Genomic DNA, 23,858 nt, shown 5'->3' on the forward strand with positions numbered 1-23,858 from the left:
CGGTGCAAAAAAGGGTTTGCATCATCCGAATCCACTGCTAATTGGCCTCCTCCCGACGGGGCCGGCGCCTCTCCAAAGCGCCATCAGACAGGCCGGTCATGGACGCATAGCTCAGTTGGTAGAGCAGCTGACTCTTAATCAGCGGGTCCTTGGTTCGAGCCCAAGTGCGTCCACCACTTTTCTTAAGCAAATACAGCAACTTGCAGGATCCCGCGGGCGGTCGTTTTGCGCCCCGCTGCGGTCGTGTAAGAGCAGTGTAAGGATGCGGGTTAGCGGCACGCTAGGATGGGCCATGCTAGTGGGGTGTGGTCATCGACGACCAGCTCCGTCGCCGGTGGGGGTACTAGTCAATCGAGCGGGGCCCGTCTGAAGGCATCACCAGCAATTTAAACACCGCGAAATATGCCGAAAAAACATTCTCCCGAGCTTTCATTTCATAGCTGGATTAACCATGTTGCATCCGGACCGTCGTTGGCGGGGTGCCGCCTATGGGATAAAATGACTCAGGGGAGAACGAGCGTGGCTGATAAGAAAGTGGTTTTCGTAGCGTTCGCAATTGAGGACGAAACTCAACGCGATTTTCTCAAGGGTCAATCGCTTCATCCGCGCGCACCCTTCGAGTTCATCGATATGTCGGTCAAACAAGCGTATGACAGCGATTGGCAGAGCAAAGTCAGGACGCGCATTCGCCGGTCTGACGGTGTGATCGCGCTCATTAGCAAGAACTCGCTAACCTCAACTGGTCAGAAATGGGAAATCCAATGTGCTAAGGACGAGGGAAAGCCGGTCCGGGGCATCTGGGCTTATTCCGACGACCGCACGAACGTGGCTGGCGTCGCCACCACTGTTTGGAGCGATAAAAACGTCAGTGACTTTATCGATTCGCTCTGATCGGAACCGGCAGTGCGGAAAGCTCTTATCGTCGGCATCGACCACTATGACCACATTGGTCCGCTAAGCGGCTGCGTGAACGACGCGCATTCCGTCAGAACGGTGCTTGAGCGGCATGCCGATGGTACTGTCAACTTCGCCACTCCCAAACTTCTGACCGGCACAAGCGCTGTTGATCGTGTCGAAAAGGCTGAACTTAAAGATGCCGTGCGAGAGTTGTTCAAAGACGACTCGGAAATTGCCTTGTTCTACTTTGCGGGACACGGATACATAGAGGACACAGGCGGTTTCCTCTGCGGCACGGAATGCAAGACGGGGGATGACGGGTTGTCCCTCGCCGAGTTAATGTCGCTTGCCCGCGGGTCGCCGGCAAGAAACAAGATAGTCATACTCGACAGCTGCCACAGCGGCATTGCCGGTGAGCGACCGGAGGCACAGGCAATCGCCGAGATCAAAGAGGGAATGACAATCCTCACCGCTTCCGCAGCTAACCAGTATGCTATGGAAGTTCCTGGTGGCGGCGCGGGCGTCTTTACAAATCTCTTTGTTGACGCGTTGGGAGGTGCCGCTGCTAATCTCGTCGGTGATGTGACCCCTGGGAGCGTCTATGCTCACATCGACCAGTCGCTCGGACCGTGGGGTGGTCAACGCCCTATGTTCAAGACGAACGTGAAGACTTTTGTCTCGCTCCGTAAAGCGACGCCACCCATACCCCTCGCGGACCTACAGGCACTCTCGACGCACTTCCCCCGCGCCGATTACGAATTTCCGTTGGATCCCGCCTATGAACCGGAACGGTCAGAGGAACAGAAAGCGGACCTCGCAATCCCGCCCCCCGACCCTCTGAAAACAGCGGTCTTTGCGGTGCTTCAGAAATACGTGAAGGTAAACCTAGTGCGCCCCGTGGGCGAGACACACATGTGGCATGCGGCAATGCACAGCAAATCGTGCGAGTTAACCGTGCTTGGCGAGCATTACCGGAAACTTGTAGCGAGCGGGCTTATCTAGCGAATGGTTGATCCAGCGAAGATTGATACCGTACTCGACGGCTTGTCAGGGAAACTAGCCGCCATCGAACATGAGCGCTGGTCGCACTGGCAAAAGTATATGCATGCGCAGTGTGAAAAGCAGCCGGATGGCTCCTTAAGGATTCCCGCTGCGCTAGTAAGTCGCTGGGAGAAGCAAGCGGCTACGGAATACGGCGCGTTGAGTGAGAAAGAACAGTCGAGCGATCTGGAGCAGGTAAACCGTTACCTTCCCCTCATTGCTGATGCCTTCAAAAATCAGCGGTGGGATTGAAACGCGGGCGCGGCGCAGGCTGAGGGCGCTTCTTACATGGTCCTTACACGCAGTTGTCGACGTGAAGAAAAACAGAAGCAGCGGAATCGTTTGCCGCTCCTGAGCCGCAAATTGGACGTTAGATGCCCGTCTTAGCAGCACCCCACGCCCGAAGGCGCAGGGTGCTGGCAGCGTCAGAGTCGGGAAAGTCGATACCCCCGCTGCTGGCCCCGATGTTAGTCGGCGAGGGGTCGGTGGCCTTAACCCTCATCGCGGAAGCTAAGATGGAAACTTCCGCAACCTCGTCATGAGTATCTGTCTTCGTCGCCTCTGCATCCTTGCGCGCCCGAGCAGAGCCGCAGGCGCAGCACGTCCTCTGAGAAAAATGGACGGCGGCACTTCATGCAGCGGTGCCATCCCACCTTCCTGACCACACGATGCGGGTCGTCCGCGTCCATCACCGGCTCCCGCCGCTTGCACCCGTCGAACGGCCAAGGGTCGGGTTCTATAATCCCGATGGCCGCCGCCTGCCCGCGCATACGGAGCGGCACATGCAACCCGTCCACTGGCTTGAGCGGTCGTGGTGCGGGCGTTGGCGCGGGCCGGGGTTGATCTTGCTGGCGCTGCCACCCTACCAGCCACGCGGGATCACCGTCAGCGCACATGGGCCAGCACCCACACACCGCCCGCGTCCCACTCGCGCAGGATGTCGAGGATCGGCAGGAACTCCCCTGCCAGCGTGCCGGCTTCGACCTCGGCATATGCGGCGTCAGCGAAGGTGTCGAACGTACCGCACATGACCACGATGGGCGACGGTCGCGGCTTCCGAGCTTCCTCTATGCGCCTGACGCGACGTTGGAGCGCCCGGAGCGACATTGTGGTTAGCCCCGAAGCCGATCAGCCAGCGATCGGAACGCAGGGCTGCGCACGTCCATAGCGATCTGCACCGCGTCGATCGCTTGCTGCTCGTCCAGCACCTGAACATGGCGGCGGACGAGAGCAGCGGGTAGCTCCCGGCCTTCGTCTGCCCGCATACGCTGGCGCTCGGACAAGGGAATATCAGCCTTCATCGTGGATCACCTTGAGTTGGCGCAGAACGTCAAAGCATTCGGCGCGGATAGTAGGGTCGTCGCAGTCACGCATGACGGTGGCGCATGTGGTGACCACGACCTGCCGCATGGCTCCGCGCTCCTGATCGGTCATGGCAGCGACGGCATCGCAGATCGGCAGGAACCGCCCCGGCGCGAGCATGTCGTCGCCGTTGAAGGGAACGACGTGGAGCGGGTGCGCCATCTTGTCGGCCATGCTGACCGCCCAATCCACCGCCGCCTGATAGTCGCTGATGGGCTGGTATGGCAGGTGGCGGTGGACGCGGTTGCCCGCCTCGTCGTACCCGATCCACGACACGCGCACGAACACATCGTCGTCGCCAATGGCATGGGCGTGAACGCGGTTCCGCTGTGTGGTTATCGTCGTCATGGCTGACCTTTATCGTGGGGGTATGGGTCGATCTGCGCTGCGCCGGTTCGCATCGCCGACTTTTGCACGCGGCGCGCAAATTGTTCGGTTTTACCCTCGGGCATCGCGGGCCTCCTCAAGAGCCTCGATCCGAGCGGCCAGTTCCTCGGTCGCCCGAACGTCCGCGAGCGATTTGATGCTGTCGATGATGAGCCGCCCCACGTCCGGGGCGACCGCGCCAGCGGCAACGGCATCCAGCACCTGGGCGACCTGATCGCTGATCGGCAGCGACGCATCGAAGTCGAAGCTGACCTTCTCTGCCTGCGCCTTCACCGAGGGGAGGATTTTCGCCAACACGATGCTGGCGGCGTTGGTGTCGCCCTCCAGCGCCTTGCCGACGAGCACGGCGATGATGTTGCGCATCTCGTCGAGCATCTGCTGTGTGGCCAGCAGACGCTTGTCGGGAACGCCAGCCGGTCGCCCTCGCGGGTTCGGTGACGGACAGCCGGGTGTCCACGCGGGGTTGCCGGGACCGCGCGGTTCGGCAGCAATAGGCGAAGGCGCAGGCTTCCAGTCCGTGCCCCAAGGGGGCTGGATTGCGGTCGTCATCGAACTACCTCAATTGATTAGAAGAACGGTCAGACCGGGACGGCGAATGCGGCGTTTGACGCTTTCACCTGTTCGCGCACTTGCGCCGGGGTGATCGTTTTCACGAGGATCGGAGCGCCGTTCACCTTCGACGGCTCGTAGATCTTGATGTCACCGACCGCCTCGGTCACCGCCTTGGTGAGCAGCTTGTATCGGTTGTTCAGCAGGTCAGCCGCCGCCTTCATGGCCCGCAGCTTCTTCGCTTCGACCGGGCGCTGGGCGTTGTGCCAGTCGTGCAGGAACTCGGCGTGCAGGTCTGGTTCGAGGCCGGACAGGTACGGGCGACCGCCGAGCACAGCGGTGACCGTAACAGCATCCCCATTCTCGATGGCCTTGCGAAGCGCGCCCATCCGCTCGCCGTCGGTCTTGAGGCCCTTGAAGTGCGCGCGAATCTCCGACGCCATGCTTTGCGTGGCGCGCTGCTCGACCGGCGCGTTCAGTTCGCCTTCCAGCTTCGTGATATTGGCGTTGAGCGTATCGACCGTGCGCGACCACGAGCCATAGACCTTGTTCATCACCTTGGTCGCGTGGGTATCGAACGCCACAAGCTGGGCGTACTCGTTCAGCGTCGGGTTCTTCGCCGCGCCCGCCTTCGCGTCGTGGATTGATTGCAGCGCCTGATAGGCTTCATGCACTACCGTTTCCGTCGCACCGAGCAATGGACGAGTATCGTCGTCGTAATCGGCAATCTCACCAGCTATTCCAGGGTGCAGCGTTGGCGAAATGCGGGTGTCAATTTGATCGGACATTTGGGCCTCTACTATCGGATGAAAGATACACTGCCCTTACACGCTACCTAACCACGCTTTAGGTCCGCAATATGATCCCAATAAAAACAAGTAGTTCTGCACTTTTGTTGTGCATCGACCGTCTTACTACTGATTTGCGGCTCGGAACTTCATAGGGCTAACCACAAAGGGCGGCGGGCCGCTTTACCCCCGTTTCCCCATAATACCCCGGCCACGCTATATATGTGCGGGAGGGGTGAGAAGGTGCAGAGAAATAGGTAAGGGGAAAGGAAAAGGGGGAAAAGGGTATTAAGCTATTTTACAGTAGCTTATCTGCCGTATGCCTCGGGGGCCAAGATCGGGGGCAAGGGGGAATAAGCGGCGACGCCCGACATCAGGTCGAGTCACTTAATCCCCCGTGTGCGCCTACTCGTCGCCCTGCGGGCCCAAGCTGTAGAGATTGCTAGCTCGCCCACCTGTGGCCACAGTTTCAGAATAGATGCGCGGCGGAGACTCTCGCTCCAGTAGCTCCATCGCGAACTTCACATCTTTCGCAAGCGGCCACGCTTTTTGGTACTTGTTCGTTACCTTGTTTGCCAGATCACTGTGCTTAACTTTGACGCCGCCTAGTGTGGCTATTGCTTGAACAATCTCGTCCTTTAGACCCTTCATCTTGATGGCCTGCTCGTTCTGCTCGCCGTTGGAGAAGACGAATAGCGTGGTGTCCTCCCAATACTGCACCCACGCGAGCGCCGCGTCGAGGTGATCCCGACTGACCACCGCCTGTCGGTTTAGCAGAGCCAAAAGCGCGGCGAAGATCAGGGTGTAGGTGCTCTGGCGCGCCAATAGTGCCGCTATGGCTGGCGGATGGGTCTTTGCTTCGAGGGCGTGGTAAATCTCATCCCAATAGTCGAGCGCGTCTGCATCCATACATACCTGCGCTTGCTTGCTGGCCTCGTAGATCGCCCACGAAAGATGCTCCGCGAAGCGGTCCATTAGTTTCGGATCGGTCGCCTTTGGCATCGACACGATCTTGTCTCGCGTCGAATAGAACATCGGGAAGCGGTTCGCGAGACCGTTCGTTATGTCGGTGCTGGTGAGCGTCTTGACGATCTCCGTTTCCGGGACTGAACCGATAACGACGATATGTGTGTCAGACGCTTCGCAGAATGACGTCTTGGTCGGCGTCACCAGCTTCACCCCGTCGAAGGCGTCGCGCAGTACAGTGCTGATGGTCGCCGCCTCCCGCCGCGCTTGTGCCAGCACCCCGGCGAACTCACTGACATCGAAAAGCAGGCGCTTGTCCTCAACGCCGCCGTCCAGAAGGTTGCCTTCGTGATCGTGTAAGGGATCGCGGACCATGTGAATCAGCCCCTCGCCTGTGGCTAGTGCAGTCAGCTTGCGAAGCGGCACGCCCCCGACCATCCGGGCTTCCATCAAGCGATACATCTCACTTGGCATTTCGGTGCTGGTGCCTTTCCGCCCCTTTGCGGTTGGACCGACGATCAGCGCGTTCATCCGAAGATGCCGCTTCTGATCGCCTATCTGAATGTATGCGGTGCGCCCAATGGTGGCGGCGAAGCGGGCAAGGATGTGGATGGCGACGGTGGGCCTTACCGCTTCGGAGTTGGCGCACGCGGCGTCCACCATGTCTCGGAGGATGCCGAACAGCGCCACGTTATGCAGTTCAGGGCGACTCAGCACATAGTCGCTGAACTCTCCCTCGTCTTCCTGCTGACCCCGGCGCTTGCGCTTGGGCTTGGGAATGTCATCCACGCCCTTTAGCAGCTTCATGCTCGTCAGCAGACCGTCCCATTCATCCGCTGACATAGGTGCATCGCTGCCAGCACCTGGCACCAGTCGTGAGAGGTCAGCCATGATCGCCCTCCCCGCCGAGGGTGGGGGCGGTAGTCAATTTGCACGCGCAGCCATCCGCACTCGGCGAATTTTTACGCGCCGCTGCATTTACTCGCAAAATGTTCGGGCATTGCGGACCTTCGGCGGCCCGTCGCATGGTGTGCATGTCACTGGTCCTTGGACGAGGATGCGGGACTCTCGGATGGGGCGGTCGGGTGAGGACAAGCATCCGGCCGCCCTTCGCGACTGCGCGCCTACGCATCGCCGGGGTGGCTCACGGTCGCGGCGCTGGTGGACGCGAACTTGCGCGCGGCCTTCCATGCCTCGATGTCAGCGGGGTCGTAGCAGACACCCGATTGCTTGGATTCGCCCAGCTTGATGAAGCGCGGCCCCTTCCCCTTGCACCGCCAGAAGCGAAGCGTCGCGGGGGTCACGCCAATCATAGCGGCGGCGTCGTTGTGATTGATAACCTTGGGAGTCATAGCGGTGATTCCACGAGCTAAGTCCCTGCCGCTCGTTGAGCGCCAAGCAGGGGGACAAGCTGTGGTCACCAGCACCAGAGGAACACCCTCCGGCTACGTGTTCGGGGCCTCGGCCAAATGCCTGCGCGTCACCGACTCAGTTGCGTAAACAGTAGATTTGAGTGCCCCGTTTACGGCACTGCGCTGCATTGTTAGCACAGGCTAACTGGCGAATGTTGGATAAAATGCTGGGTCAGCAGTCCCGATCAGGGAGCGCGTTGGGTCGGCAAGCCCGCCGAGATTTTCTCTCTCTAAGCCGAGGTGGGGGCGATTCAGCGGCGGTCGGTCTGATCGGGCGATTTCGGCCGAAAAGGTCGATTTGGACCGGCGGAACCGCCTCTCGGCTGCAGGCCGGCTACAGCCCCGATCACTACCCCGCCCTCCCTAACCCGGCGGCGTGGTGCGATCGGGGATGTGCGCGAGGCTGCGCGGCCCCGCGCGTGCGTCACGCTCGCTGGGCCAGCTGCACCACGTTGCCAGCGGCAGCGATCACCCCCTGTTGCTCGATCCAGTCATTGATTTGCTGAACCTCCGGGTGGAGCCACCCGAGATTTGTAAGGTCGAGGTAGTTGGTAGCGGTCACGTCCTCCTTGCTTGGCTTGTGGCCCGTGAGCAGGTCGGTCCTGAACTTCTCGACACGGCATTCGCGCATGGCGATGTTAGAGAAGGTGCGGCGCAGGTCGTGGAGCGAAAGGTGCTTGCCCGCGACTTCGCTGACCGACTCCATCGCAGCGCGCGCGTCCATGATCCGACCGGCCTTGCTCCACGACGGAAACACAAACGGGCTAGGCTCGGGGTCGTCGTCATTCACCTTCGGCTTGGGCATCCGCAGCCTGAGCAGCGCCGCGGCCTGCGACGACAATGGAAGCCAGATCGGGGTGCCGCGCTTGCGTTCGGTCAGATGCCAGCGCGAATTGGCAGGCTCGTGGTCGTCGATAACCACGCGATCCCATGTCAGCGCGGCAGCTTCGTCGCGACGTGCGCCCGTCAGCAGAAGGAAGATTGTCAGGTCGATACCGGCGAGCGCATCCCGGCTGCGCGGGTCTGCGCGCGCCTCTGTCAGCATGTTCCAAACCTCGCCCACCTTCCGCTTGTCGATGTAGCGTTCGGTGCGATCCCCCGTTGGTGCCCAGTGACGCTTGAGCGCAGCAACCGGGTTGTGCGCGATGAGGGGTTCACCGTCAGGGCGGCGGTACTCGTCCATGGCGAAGTTGATGAGGATGCGAAGCGTCACGAATGCGGCGTTGGCGCTCGCAGGTGCGCCCTTCTTCCCATCCAGCCCATTTTCAACGAGTTCCCGATGTCGCTCCTGCACCATGTCGCGGGTGATGCTGACGATAGGCTTGTCCTTCCAAGCCGCGAACACCTTCTCGACGTGCCGCTTATACTCCGCTGCCGTACTGGCCTTCAGCTTGCCGGGGCGCGAGGTGTAGGCCGTGCAAACGTCCATTAGCGTGACGCGCATCGCCACGTCCTGCTTCTTCACGTCGCGCGGGTCTATGCCGTCCTCGAACTGGTGCTTGTATTGCTCAGCACGGCGGCGTGCATCATCGACCGTCCATGCGCCGTAGGTCCCGATGGTAATGCGGGCTTCCTTGCTCTGCCCCGCAATCATGCCCTGCACGATGAAGCTGGCAGCGCCCGACGCGGTGACGCGCAAGCCGAACCCCTTTGTCTCGGTATCCACATAGATGACCGTGCCCGTGCCAGGCTTCCGCACGCGGTCGATATTCGTTTTGGTGAGCTTGAGCTTCGGCATAGGGCGCCTCGTGTAAGACCAGTGTAAGAGGGTAGAGCAAACTTGCGCTAACTTACACTAGCCGCGGAGCGTCAACAAATAGCTAATTTGCAGAGGCTTATGGGCCTATGCCGCTTTCTGCAAACCTGTGCTAACGCCGGTTGGGCCAAACTCTTAATCAGCGGGTCCTTGGTTCGAGCCCAAGTGCGTCCACCACCCTCCCCCGATCGCCTTATCCCCACCTTGTCGCAACAGACCACCGCCGGGCCTCGCAACGGTCCGAGATCGCCTGATCCGGGATGGCCGAGCGGCCGCGGGCCGGAAGGCCAGTGGCACAGCCGGTCGGCCGGTGCGATGGCTGGAGACGGTCCGCGAGCGGGCCGGGCACTCGCGCGGACCGATCGAGCGGATCGCGGTCATGACGGGCTTCGGCGACCCCGAACGGATGCGCCGCGCCATCGTTCGCGCACTGGGACATCCGCCGCAGGTGATGCGGCGGCCGGGCGGGGCGTGATGCGGCCATGCGCGAACGTCACGCGCGCCGTCGGTCACCCGTCCGCCGTCGGCTCCACGCCGGGACCGTCAGCCGCCCCAGCCGCCGCGTGTGCTCGAGCGTCCACCAAACCCGCCGCGCGACACCACCGAACTGCGCGTCTGGATGCGCGACGTCGTCACCGGCGCGGTGATCGCGCTCGAACCGACCTGATAGCGGTAGTTACGGCCGCCATAACCGCCATTGTACAGCCATGCGCCCGACCCGGTGTACGACCGGTCGTCGCGACGGTCGCGATACAGGCCGCCGTAGCGATAGCCGCCGCCATTGGCGAGCTGGCCGATCAGGAAGCCGGTCAGCAGCGGCGAGAAGAAGCTCTGCCCGCCGTCCGTGCGCGGCTGGCACGATCCGCTGCCGAACTGGTCCTCGCACACGCTCTTGTCGGCGAAGCGCGGCGCCGTGCGATTGTCGTCGTTGGCGGCGGCGCGCTGCCCCGCCTCGCATTGCTGCTGCGTATAGTCGCGGGTGGCGACGCATTCGGCGACCGAACTGAACGCCGCGACCTCGGTGGGCGGGCCGAACTGCTTGCGCGACAGCTCCTCGGGGCTGGGATCGCAGCCGGAGAGCATCGCGGCGGCGCCGACCGCGCTCAGACCGGCGGCCGCGGATCGCATGCGACGGCGTGGCAAGGTGTCCATCGTTCCGCCCCTCAATAGGTCATGCTGGCGGCGTTGAGCAGCCCGACGCCGATCGAGGTCGCCGCCAGATAGGTGCCGCTCGCGACGTTGCCCGCCTCGATCCGGGCGGTCATGTCGCGCACCACGAACCGGCGCACGACCAGCGAGGCGAGCACCTGGACGATGCCGGCGAGGATCGCCCAGGCGACGAACTCGACCGGATCGGCGGTCTGCGTCAGCGCCGATGCGAGCGGCAGCGCGAAACCGACGATCGCCCCGCCCAGCGCGACCGCCGCGGCGACGTTGCCCTGCGCGATCAGTCCCGCTTCGTCATAGGGCGTCGACATCTGGTAGAGGCGCTTGAACACCGCCAGCAACAGGCAGGCGACGCCGAAGGCCAGGACGAAATGTCCCGCCCCGTACAGGAACACGTGGGTGAAATAGTCCATGCTACCCCCTCAGGCAGTGAATTCGGCCGGGCCGAGCGGCAGGCCGATCATGATCTCGTGCGTATAATCGCCGCCCTCGGGCTCCATCGCCAGCGCCAGCAGCAGCTCGGTCCCCGCGGGCTTCACGTCGCGCGCATAGAGCATGCAGGTCTGGCGGATATGGCTGACCGGATCGGCGTCGCGTTCGTAATAGACCGCCTCCCACAGCTGTACCGGCGGCTGGTCCTGATCGTCGCCCTCGTACCAGAAGCGGCGGAACGGCGGCAGGCCGGCCTCCTCCCAATGCGGCCGGGACATGCGCTGCAGGAACGTCTCCTTGCCGGCGCGATCGGCGGGATAGGTGCTCGTCCACGACCGGAACAGCGTGAAATCGTCCGCATCCGATCCGTCCGCCTGCTGGCTCACCGCCTGCAGCATCAGTTCGTCGTCGGTGTAGAAGCGATGGACGTGGCTGCCGTCGTCGAGCCGCACCACGCCCTGCGCGGTGATCTCCAGCGTGTCGCGATCGAGCTGGAACCCGCTGTCCTCCAGCATCCGCCAGGCGAGCGGGTCGAGCCGCACGGTGCGGCCGATCGTGATGTTGCGCACCTCCGCCAGCCGCGCCGTCGCGGGGCGATTTTCGATGCCGAACAAGGACTTCCAGATCATGACGAGAGCCGCTCCCTGGCGACGTAGAACAAACGGTCGCCGGCGGCGATCCGGCGGTCGAGATCGAACCGTGGCGTGTTCCCGTCGCCCGGGCAACTGGCGACGAGGATCGCGCCCCGCGCCCTTAGCCCGCTGGCGACCTCATCGAAAGCCCCGCTCACCGTCGACCGCAGCGCATAGAGCGTCGCCCCCGCGTCGGTATGGCTGGCGAGCTGCGCGAGCAGGCGGCTCGACCCCGGATCGCTCAGCGCCTTGACCACCAGCTCCACCGTCGGCGTCAGCACCACCTCGACCGCGGGGCAATGGGCGAGCAGCAACCGCGCGGTATCGCCGTCGCGCAGAAAGCAGACGATATGCGCGCGGTCGTTGAGCGCGGTGACCGCCAGCGTCGCCGCCAGCGTCTCGGCATCGCTCGGTGCGAAGACGACGATGCGCGCCGCCGCGGCGACGCCGGCCCGCGCGAGATCGGCGGGCGCGGTCAGGCTGGCGGCGCGGATGTAGCGGAAGGCGGGATCGTCGCCCGGCAGATCGTCGGTCGCCACCAACACCACGTCACGCCGGCCGTCCGCCGCCAGTTCGGCGACCATCCGCGCGGTGCGGGCGGGTTCGTGCCCGATCAGGACGACATGGCCCTGCATGCCCTTATAATCCCCCAGGCCCATGCGCCGCCGGCGCCAGCGCTGCGACAGGCCCGCAAAGGCGCGCGCGATCGCGGTCGTGAACAGCGCGATCGCGCCCGGCATGATCCAGCATGCCGCCACAAGCCGGCCGGCATCGCCCTTGGGCGACAGGTCGCCGTAGCCGACCGTCGAGGCGGTCGTCGCATACCAGTAGAGAAAGGCGACCGCGGGCCGCAGCTCCCCCTCGCCCGCCAGCCGCAACGCCGCATAGCTGATCGCCATATGCGCGACGAGCAGGCCGGCGAGGATGCCCGGATGCAACTCGCTGGCGGCGAGGTACAGCCGGCGCAGCACCGCCGTCAGCCGAAACGCCTGTCCCTGCTCCGCCACGCCCGGGCGCTCGACCATCGCCATTGCGGTCCCCCATGTTGCAAGTGCTGCGTGGTCGTGCATGGTGTGTCAAGTTATGGCGATGAAGGAAGATATGTTGGCCGAGACATGGACGATCGAGCCGCTGGCGGAGGCGTTGCGTGCGTTCGGCGACGAATTCGCGGTGGACGCGGTCGCCGGCGATGAACCCGTGCTGCGCGTCACCATGCGCGACCATGGCGACCTCGCCGTGTTCCTGAGTGCGGCGGGCGACCAGATCGTCGTGTCGACGCTGCTCTGGCCGGTCGACGAACAGCAGGACGTCGACGCCTTCAACCGCTTCCTGCTCAAGGCGCAGAAGGTCGTCCCGCTCTCCAATTTCGCGATCACCGAGGTCGACGGGCGCGACTATTACGAGCTGATCGGCGAACTGGCCGCAGCTTCGCCGATCGAGATGGTCGCACTGGAGTTGCGCGTGCTCGCCGACAACGCCATCTCCGCCGCCGGTGACCTGCGCACCGCATTCGCCGCCTGAAGGATTACGTTCGCATGTCCATGTGGAAGCAACTCGTCACTCTCGTCCGAGGAACCGCGCACGAGGCCGGGCAGGCCGCCGTCGACAAGCGCGCGCTGGTGATCCTCGACCAGCAGATCCGTGACGCCCAGACCGCGCAGGGCAAGGCGCGCGACGACCTCGCGACGCTGACCGCGAAGCGGCGGCTGATCGAGAAGGAGCTGGAGGCGCTGACCGCGCAGCGCGACAAATATGAGGCGTCGGCGCGCGCCGCGATGCAGCGCGGCGACATGGACCTCGCCCGCGAGGTCGCGGAGCGGCTCGCCTCGATCGAGACCGAAGGCGCGACCAAGGGACCGCAGATCGCCGACATGCGCAGCGCCGAGGACCGGATCCGCGGCATCATCAAACAGTCGGACGGCAAGATCCAGGCGCTGAGCCGCGAGGTCGAGGTCGTCCGCGCCAACGAAAGCGTCCAGAAGGCGCAGGCGAGCGTCGCGGCGAGCTATGGCGGGACGATCTCGTCGATGGGCTCCGCAGCGGACAGCCTGAAGCGGATCAAGGAACAGCAGGCGATCCGCGACGAGAAGTTCCGCGCCTCCGCCGAGCTGGAGGACATGCGCACCGGCGCCGATCTCGACGCGAAGCTGCGCAACGCCGGACTGCTCGAAGGGTCGAGCACCGCCGACGACATCCTCGCCCGCCTCGCCGCGCCGAAGGACGGCGGCGATGCCACGCGGGTGTCCGGCGGCGATCCGACCCGCGCGCTGCCGCGCGAATAAGGGGCCCCTCGACATGGAGCGCATCGCCGTCGCCGAACGGTCCGACTGGCTGGCGACAGCGGAGCGCATGGGCTTCACCTTCCACCACCTCGATGGCGCGCGCTATTGGGACGAGCGTGCCTATTACCGTTTCTCGCTCGACGAGGTGGAGGAGCGGATCGAGGGGCCAAGCGGCGAATTGCACGCCATGTGCCTCGACCTCGTCAACGAGGCGGCGACCAGCGAGGCGCTGATGCAGCGGCTCGCGATCCCGGACGCCCAGCGCGACGTCATCGCGCGCAGCTGGGCGGCGCGCGCGCCGACGCTGTACGGCCGGTTCGATTTCAGCTATGGCGGCGACGGTCCGGCCAAGCTGCTGGAATACAATGCCGACACGCCGACCAGCATCTTCGAGACGGCGCTGTTTCAATGGCAGTGGCTGGAGGATATGATCGCGTCGGGCGCGCTGCCGGCGGCGGCCGACCAGTTCAACCGGCTGCACGACGCGCTGATCGACCGGATGCGGCAGATCCTCACCCCCGGCAGCCTGCTCCACTTCGCCAGCGACGCCGAGCATCAGGAGGACCGGCAGACGGTCCGCTATCTGGAGGATGTCGCGCGGCAGGCGGGGCTCGATCCGCAGTTCGTCGCGGTCGAGCGGATCGGCGTCGACGGCGACGGCCGCTTCGTCGACGAGGACGGCACGATCATCGCCGCGATCTTCAAGCTCTATCCCTGGGAAGATATGCTGCGCGAACCCTATGCCGCGCATCTGACGACCGCCCGCGCCCTCTTCCTCGAACCGGCGTGGAAGGCGATCCTGTCGAACAAGGCGATGCTGCCGCTGCTGTGGGAGCGGCATCGCGGCCATCCGAATCTGCTCCCCGCGGCCTTCGCCGACGATGCCGCGACGGTGGCGGAGATCGGCCCGCGCTATGCCCGCAAGCCGTTCTTCTCGCGCGAGGGCTGGGACATCGAACTGGTCGACGGCGAACGCGTCGAGCGGGGCCCCGAGGGCGGCTATGGCGAGGAGGGCGCGATCGTCCAGGCGCTGGCGCCCCTGCCCGACTTCGGCGGCCACCGGCCGGTGATCGGATCGTGGATCGTCGGCGACGCCCCGGTCGCGATGTCGATCCGCGAGGACGACGTCGCCATCACCCGCGACCTCGCCCGCTTCATTCCCCACGCGATCGTCTGATCCCCGCACGACCGCGTCCGGCGCGCCATGTTGCAGCACGGCAACATGTCGCGATCAAACGCGCGGGGCGACGTCCCGCGGCTTGCCGGGGGCGGCGAAGGACATAAAGTGTCGCCGACCCACGCGGTAACAAGCCGCTTAGGGACAAGGGGAATATCATGAAGCGTGGAAACTTGCTCGCGGGCGTGTCGCTGCCCGTGGCGATGCTGATGCTGGCGCATGCGGCGACGGCACAGACCATCCAGTCGGCTCCGAGCCAGGAAACCACCGCAGAGGCGCAGGCCGCGCCCGAGGATGATGCGGGCAACCAGATCGTCGTCATCGGCAGCCGCGTCGCCAACCGCACCGTCTCGGACAGCCCGGTCCCGATCGACGTCATCTCCGAAAGCGCGTTGCAGGCGTCCGGCACGGGCGAGCTCAACAAGACGCTTAACCAGCTCGTCCCCTCGTTCAACTTCCCGCAGCCGTCGATCGCCGACGGCTCCGACGTCACCCGCCCGGCGACGCTGCGCGGCCTCAACCCCGACCAGACGCTGGTGCTGCTCAACGGCAAGCGCCGCCACGTCTCGGCGCTGCTCAACATCAACGGCACCGTCGGTCGCGGCGCCGCGGCGGTCGACATGAACATGATCCCCGCGCTCGCGATCCAGCGCATCGAGGTGCTGCGCGACGGCGCCTCGTCGCAATATGGCTCCGACGCGATCGCCGGCGTCATCAACGTCCAGCTCAAGACCGCCTCGTCGGGCGGCCGGGCGCAGGTGAGCTACGGCAAATACGTGACGACGCTTGATGGCGTGTCGGCGTTCGACGGGCTCGTCACCTCGGGTGGCCAGCCGGTGCTCAACACCACCGATCCGCGCTACCTCCAGGCGAACGGCTCGGGTGAGCGCAAGGCGCGCGACGGCATCTACACGACCTTCGGCGTCAACGTCGGCCTGCCGGTCGGCGACGGCGGCTTCTTCAACTTCACCGGCGAATATCGCGACCGCAACTTCACCAATCGCCAGGGCTACGACCTGCGACCCAATTACATCCGCCCGACCGGCACGACGTTCGATCCGCGCGAGGCGACCTTCGACCGGCTCAACTTCCGCTTCGGCGATGCGAAGACGGAGGATTTCAACTTCCTCATCAACTCCTCCGTCCCGCTCGGCGCCGCGGAATTCTACGCCTTCGCCACCTATGGCCATCGCGACGGCCTGTCGGCGGCGAACTTCCGCCAGCAATCGGCCGCGACCAATCGCGACTTTTCCGTGCTGCTGCCCGGCACGGCACCGACCAACGGCAATTTCGTCGGCCTGACGCCGGACGGCTATCTGCCCAAGATCCAGTCGAACATCGACGACATGTCGGTGACCAGCGGCATCCGCGCCGACCTCGCCGGATTCAAGGGCGACTTCTCGCTCGGCTTCGGCCGCAACGAGCTGAACTACCGGACCGAGGACAGCGTCAACGTGTCCTTCGGGCCAACGAGCCAGCGTTCGTTCGACGCCGGCGGCCTCGCCTTCTCCCAGGTGCTCGCCAACGCCGACCTGTCGCGCCAGTTCGACGCCGGCCTCGCCGGGCCGCTATCCTTCGCCTTCGGCGGCGAATATCGCCACGAGATCTACGAGATCACGCCCGGCGACCCCCAGTCCTACCAGACCGGCCCGCTGTTCGTGGCGGCGCGGACCACGCCCGCTGACAACTGCAGAGCGCTCGGCGGCCTGCCCGGCAACAACAACGCCTGCACCTTCCCCGGCCGTGCCGCCGCGGCGGGCGCGCAAGGGTTTGGCGGCCTGCCCGCCTCCGCCCGCACCAACGTCAACCGCGACAGCTTCGCCGGCTATGTCGAATTCGACGCCGATCTGTTCACCGGCCTCACCGCCACCGCCGCGGGCCGCTACGAACATTACAGCGACTTCGGCGACACGGTGAACGGCAAGCTCGCGCTGCGCTACGAATTCGTACAGGGCTTCGCGATCCGCGGTTCGGTGTCGAACGGCTTCCGCGCACCGTCGCTGCACCAGCAATATTTCACCACCACCTCGACCAACTTCCTCGCCGGCGTCCCGGTCGACGTGTCGACGGTGCCGGTCAGCAGCCCGGTCGCCCGCGCGCTCGGCTCGCAGCCGCTCGATCCCGAAAAGTCGCTCAACCTCTCGGGCGGTGCGACGCTCAATCCGTTCCGCGGCTTCAACGTCACGGTCGATTACTTCCACATCAAGATCAAGGACCGCGTCGTCCTGTCCGAAAACCTCGGCGCGGCGGGCGTCGGCACGGCGGCGCAGAACACCGCGGTGCAGGCGGTGCTGGCGGCGAACGGCTTCAGCAACGTCGGCGCGGCACGCTTCTTCATCAACGGCCTCGACACGACGACGCAGGGCGTCGACGCGGTCGCCACCTATCGCGCCAATCTGGGCGGGCTCGGCGCGTGGAATTTCTCGGCGGCGTACAATTACACGAAGAACGAGATCGACAAGCGGCTGAACAACCTCGGCCCGCTCGCGCAGATCCCGGGCCTCGTACTGTTCGGCCGGGTCGAGGGCATCCGCTTCGAACGCGGCCAGCCGCGGACCAAGGTGGTGCTGGCGACCGACGGCAAGATCGCCGGCGTCGGCGTGTCGGCGCGGACGACGCGCTACGGCACGGTGATCTCGCCGGAAACCACCGCGCCGCTCGGCGCCGACGCGACCAGCCTGACCGCGCTCGGGCCGGACGACCAGGTGCTCCGCCCGAAGTGGATCACCGACTTCTCGCTCAGCTACGAACTGCAGGGCGTGCAGCTGACGCTCGGCGTCGACAATGCGTTCGACGTCTATCCCGATCGCCGGCCGTTCGGCCTGCGCCCGACGACCGTCGGCGGCAGCTATCCGGCGACCTATCAGTTCCTGCCCTATAGCGGGTTCTCGCCGTTCGGCTTCAACGGCCGGTTCCTCTACGCACGCGCCGCGATCAACTTCTGATCCGGTCGGGGCCGGGTGTCGCCTTGGCGATACCCGGCCCGGTTCGTTCTGAAAAATTAACGACTTCGCGCGTAATCGGCGACGATGTCCAAGTGGAAATGCGGTGCCGCGCTCGCGGCCTTGATCGCCGTTGCCGGATGCGGCGGCAGCGGAAATTCGGGCGGCGGCAGCGCGGCCGTACCCGTCGTCAGCACGGTGACGCCGACGCCCTCACCGTCGCCCACCGCGACCGCCACGCCGACGCCCGTTCCCGCCGCCTCGCCCACCCCCACGCCGGTCGCGACGCCGACCAGCTGGAGCGCCGCCGCCGCCGCGCTCTACGACGTGCAGCCCGACGCGGCGACATGCCGGGCCGGCACGCTCAAGGCGAGCGTCAAGGCGGACTTCCTCGCCCGCCTCAACGCGATCCGCGCGCTGCACCAATTGCCCGCGGTCACCTATTCCGGTTTCGAGGACACGCAGGAGGCCGAATCGTCGCTGATGATGGCGGTCGCCAAGCGGCTCAGCCATACCCCCTCGGCGGACTGGACCTGCTACACCGCCGGCGGCTCTACCGCGGCGGGATCGAGCAACCTCGTCGGCGGCTGGGGCACCGGGCTCGGCTTCAACAGCGAGGACGATTATCTCGGCCTGTGGCTGACCGAGGGCGGCAGCGCCGCGATCGGCCATCGCCGCTGGATCCTCAATCCCTTCCTCGGCAAGACCTCCTATGGCCGCGTCGCGCTCGTCCTGCCCGACGGCAGCCGCGCCAGCGCCGCGTCCATGCGCGTGTTCAACTTCGCCGCCGGCGGACCGGTGCCGACCGGGCTGCCCGCCTATGTCGCCTATCCGTCGGGCGACTATCCCGCGCGCTATTTCGACCTGTCTGCCTATCTGTCGTTCAGCGTCGTCGCGGGCACGACCGGCACGTTCGGCGCCAATGCCAATGTCGGCTTCGGCCGCGCGACGATCACCGTCACCGGCCCCGCCGGCACGCTGGCGGTGTCGGACGTCAGCAGCGACAATGACGGCTATGGCCTCGCCAACAACGTCCAGTGGCGCGTCGCCGGCCTGCAACGCGGCACCTCCTATACGGTGCGGATCGCCGGCGTCAACGGGGCGCCGCAGACGGACTATAGCTATACGTTCCGGATCGTCGGCTAGGCGCTTGGGTTTGCTCGCATCCTGCGCCTATAACGGCGCATGGTCTGGCGGCATCTCTCGGGCATGGATTACGCCGCCCTCGCGGTCCTCGCGCTGCTGCTGCTCGCGATCGTCCCGGTCTATTACTGGGACCGGCGCCTCCGACGCCGCCATGCCGCCGCCTGGCACGACGCCTATTTCCGCAAGGGCGGCCTCGTCCGCGTGCTGATGAGCCGGTGGCGTGCCGGCCCGCCACGCCTGACCGACCAGCGCCCCCCGCCCGATCGCGACGCCTAGGTCCGACGGGACGGTTCCCGCTTCCCGCCCGCCCCCCGTCGCGCCATAGTGCGGCGACAGGCAGGATATGGGGAACGCAGGATGACGCGGATGTGGCGATGGATGGCGGGAACGCTGGCACTGGCGCTGCCCGCCGCCGCGCAGGCGCAGCAATTGCGCCCCGATCAGGCGAGCTTCCGCGCGCTCTATCAGGAACTCGTCGAAACCGACACCAGCATCACCACCGGCAGCTGCACCGCGCTCGCCGACAAGGTCGCGGTCCGGCTGAAGGCGGCGGGCTATACCGACGCGCAGATCACCCCCTTCGCCACGCCCGAACACCCGAAGGACGGCGGCCTCGTCGTCGCTTTGCCCGGCACGTCGACGACCGCGAAGCCGTTGCTGCTGCTCGGCCATATCGACGTCGTCGCCGCGAAGCGCGAGGACTGGACGCGCGATCCGTATAAAATGGTCGAGGAGAACGGCTATTTCTACGGTCGCGGCACGCAGGACATGAAGGCGATGGACGCGGTCTGGATCGACTCCATGATCCGCTTCAAGCAAAGCGGCTACCGCCCCAAACGGACGATCAAGCTCGCGCTGACCTGCGGCGAGGAGACGAGCACCGCCTTCAACGGCGCGCAATGGCTGGCCAAGAACCGGCCCGAGCTGATCGCCGCCGAATTCGCGCTCAACGAGGGCGGCGGCGGCCGCTCGGACGGCAACGGCCGCCTCGTCATCGCCAACATGCACGTCGGGGAAAAAGCGGCGGTCAATTACCGGGTGGAGGCGACCAATCCCGGCGGGCACAGTTCCGCGCCGGTGCGCGACAATGCGATCTACGAACTGGCCGATGCGCTGGTGAAACTGCGCGACTACGATTTCCCCGTGCAGATGAGCGACACGACCCGCGCCTATTTCCGCATCGCCGGCAAGGCGCGCGGCGACGCCATGGGCCAGGCGATGATGGCCATCGCCGCCGATCCGACGGACAAGGCGGCGGAGGCGACGGTCAACGCCGACAAGAGCTATCATTCCATGCTGCGCACCACCTGCGTCGCGACCCTGCTCGACGGCGGCCACGCCAACAACGCTTTGCCCCAGCGTGCCGGCGTCAACGTCAATTGCCGGATCTTTCCCGGCGTATCCGCTGCGGCGGTGCGCGATACGCTGGCGAAGGTGATCGACGATCCCCGCATGACCGTGACGCAGACCGACGATCGCGGCCCGGCCGCCGTGCCGCCGCCGCTCAACCCGCAGATCCTCGAGCCCGCCGAGACGTTGCTGGCGAAATATTATCCCGGCGTCCCCCTTGCCCCGACCATGTCGACCGGCGCCACCGACGGCATCTATCTCGGCGCGATCGGCATCCCGGTCTACGGCCCGCCCGGCCTCTATGGCGATCCCGACGGCAATGGCACCCACGGCCTCAACGAACGCGCGCTGGTCAAGGCGGTCTACACCGGCCGCGACTATCTCTACGACCTCATCAAGGCCTATGCGGGCTGACGGGTTCCTTCCGAATAATGGTCTGAGCCGGCCATTCCCCTCCCAGTCCCCGTCCCCCTCCCGTCATTGCGAGCGTAGCGAAGCAATCCAGAGCCGCCCGCCCTGCCCTGAATAGCTTCGCTACGCTCGCAATGACGCCCCCCGCCAGCACGGGTTCAAACGAAACGTATCGACGCTCCCTTGCCTCAGCGCGCCGCGCGCTGCGCGGGCATCGCGGTCAGATATTCCAGGATCGCCGGCACGTCCTGCTCGGCGATCGGCGCCTTGTAGACTTCGCGCATCTTGGTGACGGTGGCCTTCCACTGGTCCGCCGACAGCGCCGGCTGGGTCAGTGCCATGCTGGCGGAGTGACAGGCGGTGCAATGGGCGTTGACCGCGTCGGCATGCGGCCCGGCGGGAAAGGTCGCCGCCTCCGCCGGCAGCACGACGCTGGTCGAGGCGAGCGTGAAGCCGTTGGCCGCGACGCTGCCTGGTGCCGCGACCGGCGCCATGGCCGGCGTTGCTGCCGGCCGCGTGCGGCTGCCCGGACTGCCGACCACGACCAGCGCGATCGCGGCGATGCCGATCACGCCGCCTGCGATCCATCCGGCGGATAGGGACTTCATGCCGTTCCTCCTCAGGCCGCGACGATCGTCGTCGTTTCGATGTTGCCGCGCATGAACCCGCCGGGGTTCCAGATCGGCCGCATCGGCTGCGCGACGCCTTTGGTGTTCCAGCAGCGCGTCAGGATCGCATTGGCGCCGCGCCGCACCGGGACACGCCCGTCCCAGCGCCGGAAGCCGTAGCGCCCCTCGTCGGGGCCGAGCGTCGTCCGGTACCACGTCCGTCCGCCGTCGGAGGACACGTCGACCTTGGCGACCCCGCAATCGCCGCCCATCGCGATCCCGCCGACCGGGATCGACGGCTCCAGCGCGACCACCTGCCCCTCCGGCAGGCTCGTCATCCAGCTGCGCGGGATCATCCGGTTGATCGGCTCGGTCGGAAAATCCTTCGCCCCCGGCGTCACGTCGGCATGCGGTGCGGTCGGGATCTTGTATGCCTTCTGCATCCAATAGCCCGCGTCGGCGGCGGGCAGCACCTCGATCGTGTCGAGCATCTTGACCCAATAGGTCGAATACCAGCCCGGCACGACCAGCCGGCAGGGGAAACCGTTGAGCAGCGGCAGCTGTTCGCCGTTCATCCCGAACGCGATCATCACCTCGCCGTCGCGGGCATGGTCGATGGCGAGCGCCTTTTCGAAATCGGGCGCGCCCGGCACCGCCGGCTTGTCCAGCGCGCCGAAGCGGACCTGCACCGCCCCCGCCTTCACCCCGGCGAGATCGAGCACGTCGCGCAGCCGCACGCCCAGCCATTTGGCATTGCCCATCGCGCCATGGCCCCATTGCGCGCCGGGCACGCGCGGCTGGAACAGGCCGCGGCTGTTGCCCGAACACTGGTTAACCGCCGCCAGCTCGACCCGGGGCAGGCGCAGCAGCTGCGCGAGGCTGATCGACAGCGGCCGGTCGACGTGACCGAACACCTTCAGCCGGAATTGCTCGACGTCGATCGTGGTCGGGATGTCCGCCCAGTGCCAGCGCACGAAGAACCGGTCGTTGGGCGTGAACACCGACTGGTCGAACACCGCCATCGGCGTTTCCAGCAGCGGCGGATGCGTGCGCTGCAGGATCATGCTCCCCTTGCCCGGAAAGGCGCCGGTCAACGGCCGTTCGCCGTTGCCGCCGGGCAGGCGCAGGTCGACCAGCTGCTGCGCGATCGCCGGCACCGCCACGCCCGCCGCGGCGGCGGCGCCGAGCAGGCGACGGCGGCTGGTGCGGCTCGCCAGCCAGGCGTTCAGGCTATCCATGCGACTCGTCCCTCCCACGCCTCAGAATAGCATCAATGCCGCGGCGAACGACAGCGCCAGCGCGACCGCCGACGACGCCACGATGACCAGCAGCGGCTTGATCCCGGTGCCGAGCAGCGCCTGCATCGGCGCGCGGATGCCCGTCGCCGCGACCGCGCAGGCGAGGAAGGCGGTCGCCAGCGTCTGCGCCGACCGGCCGATCACCGCGGGCACCGGCACGACCGAATTGACCGCCGCGACCACGAAGAATCCGGTGACGAACCAGGGCACCGACAGCTTGGTCCTCGCGCCGCCAGACGCCGGAAAAAACAGCGTCAGCAGTGCCAGCACCGGCGCCAGCAGCGCGACGCGGGTCAGCTTGATGATCGTCGCCACCTCGCCGGCATGGTCGGAAAAGGAATAGCCCGCGCCGATCGCCTGCGCGACGTCGTGGATCGACGCGCCCAGCATCAACCCCGCCTGCGCATCGGACAGGCCGACCGCATGCGCGATCAACGGATAGAAGAACATCGCCGTCGCGCTCGCGGCCGAGATACCGACGAGCACCAGCGCCAGCTGTGCCTGGTTGACCCGCCGTTCGCCCAATGTCGTCGCCAGCGCCAGCGCCGCCGACGCGCCGCAGATCGCCACCGCCCCGCCCGCCAGCGCCCCGAACGCCGTCGACAGCCCCAGCGCCCGCGCGGCCAGCACCCCCGCCGCCAGCGTCACCAGCAGGATCACCACCACCGCGAACAATGTAAATGGCCACAGCCCCCCAATCTGCGCAATCGTCACCCGCGCCCCGACCAGCACGATCCCCCAGCGCAGCAGCGTCCGCGACGCGAAGCTGAGCCCCGACGCCATCCTTGCCTCGCTGCCGAGGAAGTTGAGTGCCAGCCCGATCAGCAGCGCCATCAGCGTCAGCGGCGCGCTATAATGGTCCGCAACGAACCCCGCCGCCATCGTCGCCAGCGCCGCGACGACCAGCCCGGGCCCGATCTCGGTCCAGCGCTTGGGCGGATCGGGCTCCAGATCGTTGAACAGGTCCGCCGCACGCGGATAATCGATCCTCTCGCTCATCGGACACGGATACCGTCGCCGATCGAGGCGAACAACGCCGCATGCGCGCTACCCGCGCTCCAAATGGCAGTACCGTCGCATCGGCAGCCCCGTCGCCACCGCCCCGCCCATTGAGCAGCTATAGTATTGTGACTTTTGGGATCGGCACGAAGATGGTCGCCGCTAGACCAAGATCTCTGAGCGGCTATAGTGCAGGGCTTCTCGAAGGCCATGGAGGATCGGTTGCCGCTAGACCGCGATCTCTGAGCGGCTATAG

25 protein-coding genes and 1 tRNA gene are annotated in these 23,858 nt (G+C 65.7%); 11 read left to right on the forward strand and 15 right to left on the reverse strand.

Translation table 11 applies throughout. From position 1 onward, the window contains the following. The first annotated feature begins 100 nt into the window (after window positions 1–100). From B2515_RS08645 to B2515_RS08660, 4 genes are all read left to right on the forward strand, one after another. Window positions 101–176 (forward strand) — tRNA-Lys (locus B2515_RS08645). Between the two features lie 343 nt (window positions 177–519). Further along, window positions 520–891 carry a TIR domain-containing protein gene (locus B2515_RS08650; protein WP_293875795.1) on the forward strand — a complete coding sequence of 124 codons (372 nt, stop codon included), beginning with the start codon at window positions 520–522 and terminating at the stop codon, window positions 889–891. A 12-nt stretch (window positions 892–903) separates the two neighbouring features. Further along, entirely contained in the window at window positions 904–1,899 is a 996-nt protein-coding gene (locus B2515_RS08655) for a caspase family protein (RefSeq protein ID WP_293875797.1), read from the forward strand. 3 nt (window positions 1,900–1,902) lie between these two features. Then, window positions 1,903–2,190: a hypothetical protein gene (locus B2515_RS08660; protein ID WP_293875799.1), complete on the forward strand. Its 288-nt coding sequence runs from the start codon at window positions 1,903–1,905 to the stop codon at window positions 2,188–2,190. A gap of 633 nt (window positions 2,191–2,823) precedes the next feature. Here the strand turns inward: B2515_RS08660 and B2515_RS08665 are convergent. The 12 genes from B2515_RS08665 to B2515_RS08720 form a co-directional block, all read right to left on the reverse strand. Then, a complete protein-coding gene (locus tag B2515_RS08665) occupies window positions 2,824–2,967 on the reverse strand; it encodes a hypothetical protein (RefSeq protein WP_293875801.1) in 144 nt (47 codons plus the stop codon). 83 nt (window positions 2,968–3,050) lie between these two features. After that, window positions 3,051–3,239: a hypothetical protein gene (locus B2515_RS08670; RefSeq protein ID WP_293875803.1), complete on the reverse strand. Its 189-nt coding sequence runs from the start codon at window positions 3,237–3,239 to the stop codon at window positions 3,051–3,053. Beyond that, window positions 3,229–3,648, reverse strand: a complete 420-nt coding sequence (locus tag B2515_RS08675) for a hypothetical protein (protein ID WP_293875805.1) — start codon at window positions 3,646–3,648, stop codon at window positions 3,229–3,231. The genes B2515_RS08670 and B2515_RS08675 overlap by 11 nt, the downstream gene beginning before the upstream one ends. A 90-nt stretch (window positions 3,649–3,738) precedes the next feature. After that, entirely contained in the window at window positions 3,739–4,062 is a 324-nt protein-coding gene (locus B2515_RS08680; RefSeq protein WP_293875807.1) for a hypothetical protein, read from the reverse strand. Window positions 4,063–4,265: 203 nt separating this feature from the next. Continuing rightward, on the reverse strand, window positions 4,266–5,024 hold the full coding sequence (locus B2515_RS08685) for a hypothetical protein (protein ID WP_293875808.1): 759 nt from the start codon (window positions 5,022–5,024) through the stop codon (window positions 4,266–4,268). A 405-nt stretch (window positions 5,025–5,429) separates the two neighbouring features. Further along, window positions 5,430–6,881 carry a DUF3987 domain-containing protein gene (locus B2515_RS08690; protein ID WP_293875810.1) on the reverse strand — a complete coding sequence of 484 codons (1,452 nt, stop codon included), beginning with the start codon at window positions 6,879–6,881 and terminating at the stop codon, window positions 5,430–5,432. Between the two features lie 233 nt (window positions 6,882–7,114). Beyond that, window positions 7,115–7,342, reverse strand: coding sequence for a helix-turn-helix transcriptional regulator (locus B2515_RS08695; RefSeq protein WP_293875812.1), 228 nt, complete (start codon window positions 7,340–7,342; stop codon window positions 7,115–7,117). A gap of 484 nt (window positions 7,343–7,826) precedes the next feature. Then, complete coding sequence (locus tag B2515_RS08700; protein WP_293875813.1) at window positions 7,827–9,140, reverse strand: tyrosine-type recombinase/integrase; 1,314 nt, start codon at window positions 9,138–9,140, stop codon at window positions 7,827–7,829. Between the two features lie 561 nt (window positions 9,141–9,701). Then, a complete protein-coding gene (locus tag B2515_RS08705) occupies window positions 9,702–10,286 on the reverse strand; it encodes a DUF1190 domain-containing protein (protein WP_293875814.1) in 585 nt (194 codons plus the stop codon). Between the two features lie 35 nt (window positions 10,287–10,321). Beyond that, window positions 10,322–10,738 carry a DUF350 domain-containing protein gene (locus B2515_RS08710; RefSeq protein ID WP_293875815.1) on the reverse strand — a complete coding sequence of 139 codons (417 nt, stop codon included), beginning with the start codon at window positions 10,736–10,738 and terminating at the stop codon, window positions 10,322–10,324. A 9-nt stretch (window positions 10,739–10,747) separates the two neighbouring features. Continuing rightward, window positions 10,748–11,386 (reverse strand): DUF2491 family protein, encoded by a 639-nt coding sequence (locus B2515_RS08715; protein WP_293875816.1) that lies wholly within the window; start codon window positions 11,384–11,386, stop codon window positions 10,748–10,750. Further along, window positions 11,383–12,459, reverse strand: coding sequence for a potassium channel family protein (locus B2515_RS08720; protein WP_293875817.1), 1,077 nt, complete (start codon window positions 12,457–12,459; stop codon window positions 11,383–11,385). The genes B2515_RS08715 and B2515_RS08720 overlap by 4 nt, the downstream gene beginning before the upstream one ends. Window positions 12,460–12,490: 31 nt before the next feature. Between B2515_RS08720 and B2515_RS08725 the strand changes: the two genes are divergently transcribed. The 7 genes from B2515_RS08725 to B2515_RS08755 all read left to right on the forward strand — a co-directional run bounded on the left by B2515_RS08725 (window position 12,491) and on the right by B2515_RS08755 (window position 20,700). Then, entirely contained in the window at window positions 12,491–12,910 is a 420-nt protein-coding gene (locus B2515_RS08725) for a YjfI family protein (RefSeq protein WP_293875818.1), read from the forward strand. Between the two features lie 14 nt (window positions 12,911–12,924). Continuing rightward, the gene (locus tag B2515_RS08730; protein WP_293875819.1) at window positions 12,925–13,671 is read left to right on the forward strand and encodes a PspA/IM30 family protein; all 747 of its coding nucleotides are present in this window, start codon (window positions 12,925–12,927) and stop codon (window positions 13,669–13,671) included. A 13-nt stretch (window positions 13,672–13,684) separates the two neighbouring features. Further along, window positions 13,685–14,848 carry a glutathionylspermidine synthase family protein gene (locus B2515_RS08735; protein ID WP_293875820.1) on the forward strand — a complete coding sequence of 388 codons (1,164 nt, stop codon included), beginning with the start codon at window positions 13,685–13,687 and terminating at the stop codon, window positions 14,846–14,848. Window positions 14,849–15,006: 158 nt separating this feature from the next. Next, on the forward strand, window positions 15,007–17,793 hold the full coding sequence (locus tag B2515_RS08740) for a TonB-dependent receptor plug domain-containing protein (protein ID WP_293875821.1): 2,787 nt from the start codon (window positions 15,007–15,009) through the stop codon (window positions 17,791–17,793). An 84-nt stretch (window positions 17,794–17,877) separates the two neighbouring features. Continuing rightward, window positions 17,878–18,936, forward strand: coding sequence for a CAP domain-containing protein (locus B2515_RS08745; RefSeq protein WP_293875822.1), 1,059 nt, complete (start codon window positions 17,878–17,880; stop codon window positions 18,934–18,936). A 63-nt stretch (window positions 18,937–18,999) separates the two neighbouring features. After that, window positions 19,000–19,212, forward strand: coding sequence for a hypothetical protein (locus B2515_RS08750; RefSeq protein WP_293875823.1), 213 nt, complete (start codon window positions 19,000–19,002; stop codon window positions 19,210–19,212). An 81-nt stretch (window positions 19,213–19,293) separates the two neighbouring features. Next, a complete protein-coding gene (locus tag B2515_RS08755) occupies window positions 19,294–20,700 on the forward strand; it encodes a M20/M25/M40 family metallo-hydrolase (RefSeq protein WP_414711377.1) in 1,407 nt (468 codons plus the stop codon). A gap of 185 nt (window positions 20,701–20,885) precedes the next feature. Here the strand turns inward: B2515_RS08755 and B2515_RS08760 are convergent, their stop codons facing one another. Genes B2515_RS08760 through B2515_RS08770 form a run of 3 tightly spaced genes read right to left on the reverse strand, consistent with a single transcriptional unit; the run spans window position 20,886 to window position 23,602 of the window. Next, window positions 20,886–21,305, reverse strand: coding sequence for a hypothetical protein (locus tag B2515_RS08760; protein WP_293875824.1), 420 nt, complete (start codon window positions 21,303–21,305; stop codon window positions 20,886–20,888). 11 nt (window positions 21,306–21,316) lie between these two features. Beyond that, complete coding sequence (locus tag B2515_RS08765) at window positions 21,317–22,543, reverse strand: molybdopterin-dependent oxidoreductase (RefSeq protein WP_293875825.1); 1,227 nt, start codon at window positions 22,541–22,543, stop codon at window positions 21,317–21,319. Window positions 22,544–22,564: 21 nt separating this feature from the next. Continuing rightward, window positions 22,565–23,602, reverse strand: a complete 1,038-nt coding sequence (locus B2515_RS08770; protein WP_293875826.1) for a YeiH family protein — start codon at window positions 23,600–23,602, stop codon at window positions 22,565–22,567. Window positions 23,603–23,858 lie beyond the last annotated feature (256 nt).

Origin of the sequence: Sphingomonas sp. UBA978, assembly GCF_002292295.1 — a bacterium.
Classification (GTDB): Bacteria; Pseudomonadota; Alphaproteobacteria; order Sphingomonadales; family Sphingomonadaceae; genus Sphingomonas.

Coding starts and splice junctions, on each gene's coding strand:
- B2515_RS08670 (WP_293875803.1), bottom strand. CDS start 3,239: ATGAAGGCTGATATTCCCTTGTCCGAGCGCCAGCGTATGCGGGCAGAC.
- B2515_RS08680 (WP_293875807.1), bottom strand. CDS start 4,062: ATGCTCGACGAGATGCGCAACATCATCGCCGTGCTCGTCGGCAAGGCG.
- B2515_RS08665 (WP_293875801.1), bottom strand. CDS start 2,967: ATGTGCGGTACGTTCGACACCTTCGCTGACGCCGCATATGCCGAGGTC.
- B2515_RS08745 (WP_293875822.1), top strand. CDS start 17,878: ATGTCCAAGTGGAAATGCGGTGCCGCGCTCGCGGCCTTGATCGCCGTT.
- B2515_RS08675 (WP_293875805.1), bottom strand. CDS start 3,648: ATGACGACGATAACCACACAGCGGAACCGCGTTCACGCCCATGCCATT.
- B2515_RS08735 (WP_293875820.1), top strand. CDS start 13,685: ATGGAGCGCATCGCCGTCGCCGAACGGTCCGACTGGCTGGCGACAGCG.
- B2515_RS08685 (WP_293875808.1), bottom strand. CDS start 5,024: ATGTCCGATCAAATTGACACCCGCATTTCGCCAACGCTGCACCCTGGA.
- B2515_RS08730 (WP_293875819.1), top strand. CDS start 12,925: ATGTCCATGTGGAAGCAACTCGTCACTCTCGTCCGAGGAACCGCGCAC.
- B2515_RS08710 (WP_293875815.1), bottom strand. CDS start 10,738: ATGGACTATTTCACCCACGTGTTCCTGTACGGGGCGGGACATTTCGTC.
- B2515_RS08755 (WP_414711377.1), top strand. CDS start 19,294: ATGACGCGGATGTGGCGATGGATGGCGGGAACGCTGGCACTGGCGCTG.
- B2515_RS08700 (WP_293875813.1), bottom strand. CDS start 9,140: ATGCCGAAGCTCAAGCTCACCAAAACGAATATCGACCGCGTGCGGAAG.
- B2515_RS08720 (WP_293875817.1), bottom strand. CDS start 12,459: ATGCACGACCACGCAGCACTTGCAACATGGGGGACCGCAATGGCGATG.
- B2515_RS08740 (WP_293875821.1), top strand. CDS start 15,007: ATGAAGCGTGGAAACTTGCTCGCGGGCGTGTCGCTGCCCGTGGCGATG.
- B2515_RS08705 (WP_293875814.1), bottom strand. CDS start 10,286: ATGCGATCCGCGGCCGCCGGTCTGAGCGCGGTCGGCGCCGCCGCGATG.
- B2515_RS08760 (WP_293875824.1), bottom strand. CDS start 21,305: ATGAAGTCCCTATCCGCCGGATGGATCGCAGGCGGCGTGATCGGCATC.
- B2515_RS08770 (WP_293875826.1), bottom strand. CDS start 23,602: ATGAGCGAGAGGATCGATTATCCGCGTGCGGCGGACCTGTTCAACGAT.
- B2515_RS08765 (WP_293875825.1), bottom strand. CDS start 22,543: ATGGATAGCCTGAACGCCTGGCTGGCGAGCCGCACCAGCCGCCGTCGC.
- B2515_RS08715 (WP_293875816.1), bottom strand. CDS start 11,386: ATGATCTGGAAGTCCTTGTTCGGCATCGAAAATCGCCCCGCGACGGCG.
- B2515_RS08750 (WP_293875823.1), top strand. CDS start 19,000: ATGGATTACGCCGCCCTCGCGGTCCTCGCGCTGCTGCTGCTCGCGATC.
- B2515_RS08690 (WP_293875810.1), bottom strand. CDS start 6,881: ATGGCTGACCTCTCACGACTGGTGCCAGGTGCTGGCAGCGATGCACCT.
- B2515_RS08660 (WP_293875799.1), top strand. CDS start 1,903: ATGGTTGATCCAGCGAAGATTGATACCGTACTCGACGGCTTGTCAGGG.
- B2515_RS08695 (WP_293875812.1), bottom strand. CDS start 7,342: ATGACTCCCAAGGTTATCAATCACAACGACGCCGCCGCTATGATTGGC.
- B2515_RS08725 (WP_293875818.1), top strand. CDS start 12,491: ATGTTGGCCGAGACATGGACGATCGAGCCGCTGGCGGAGGCGTTGCGT.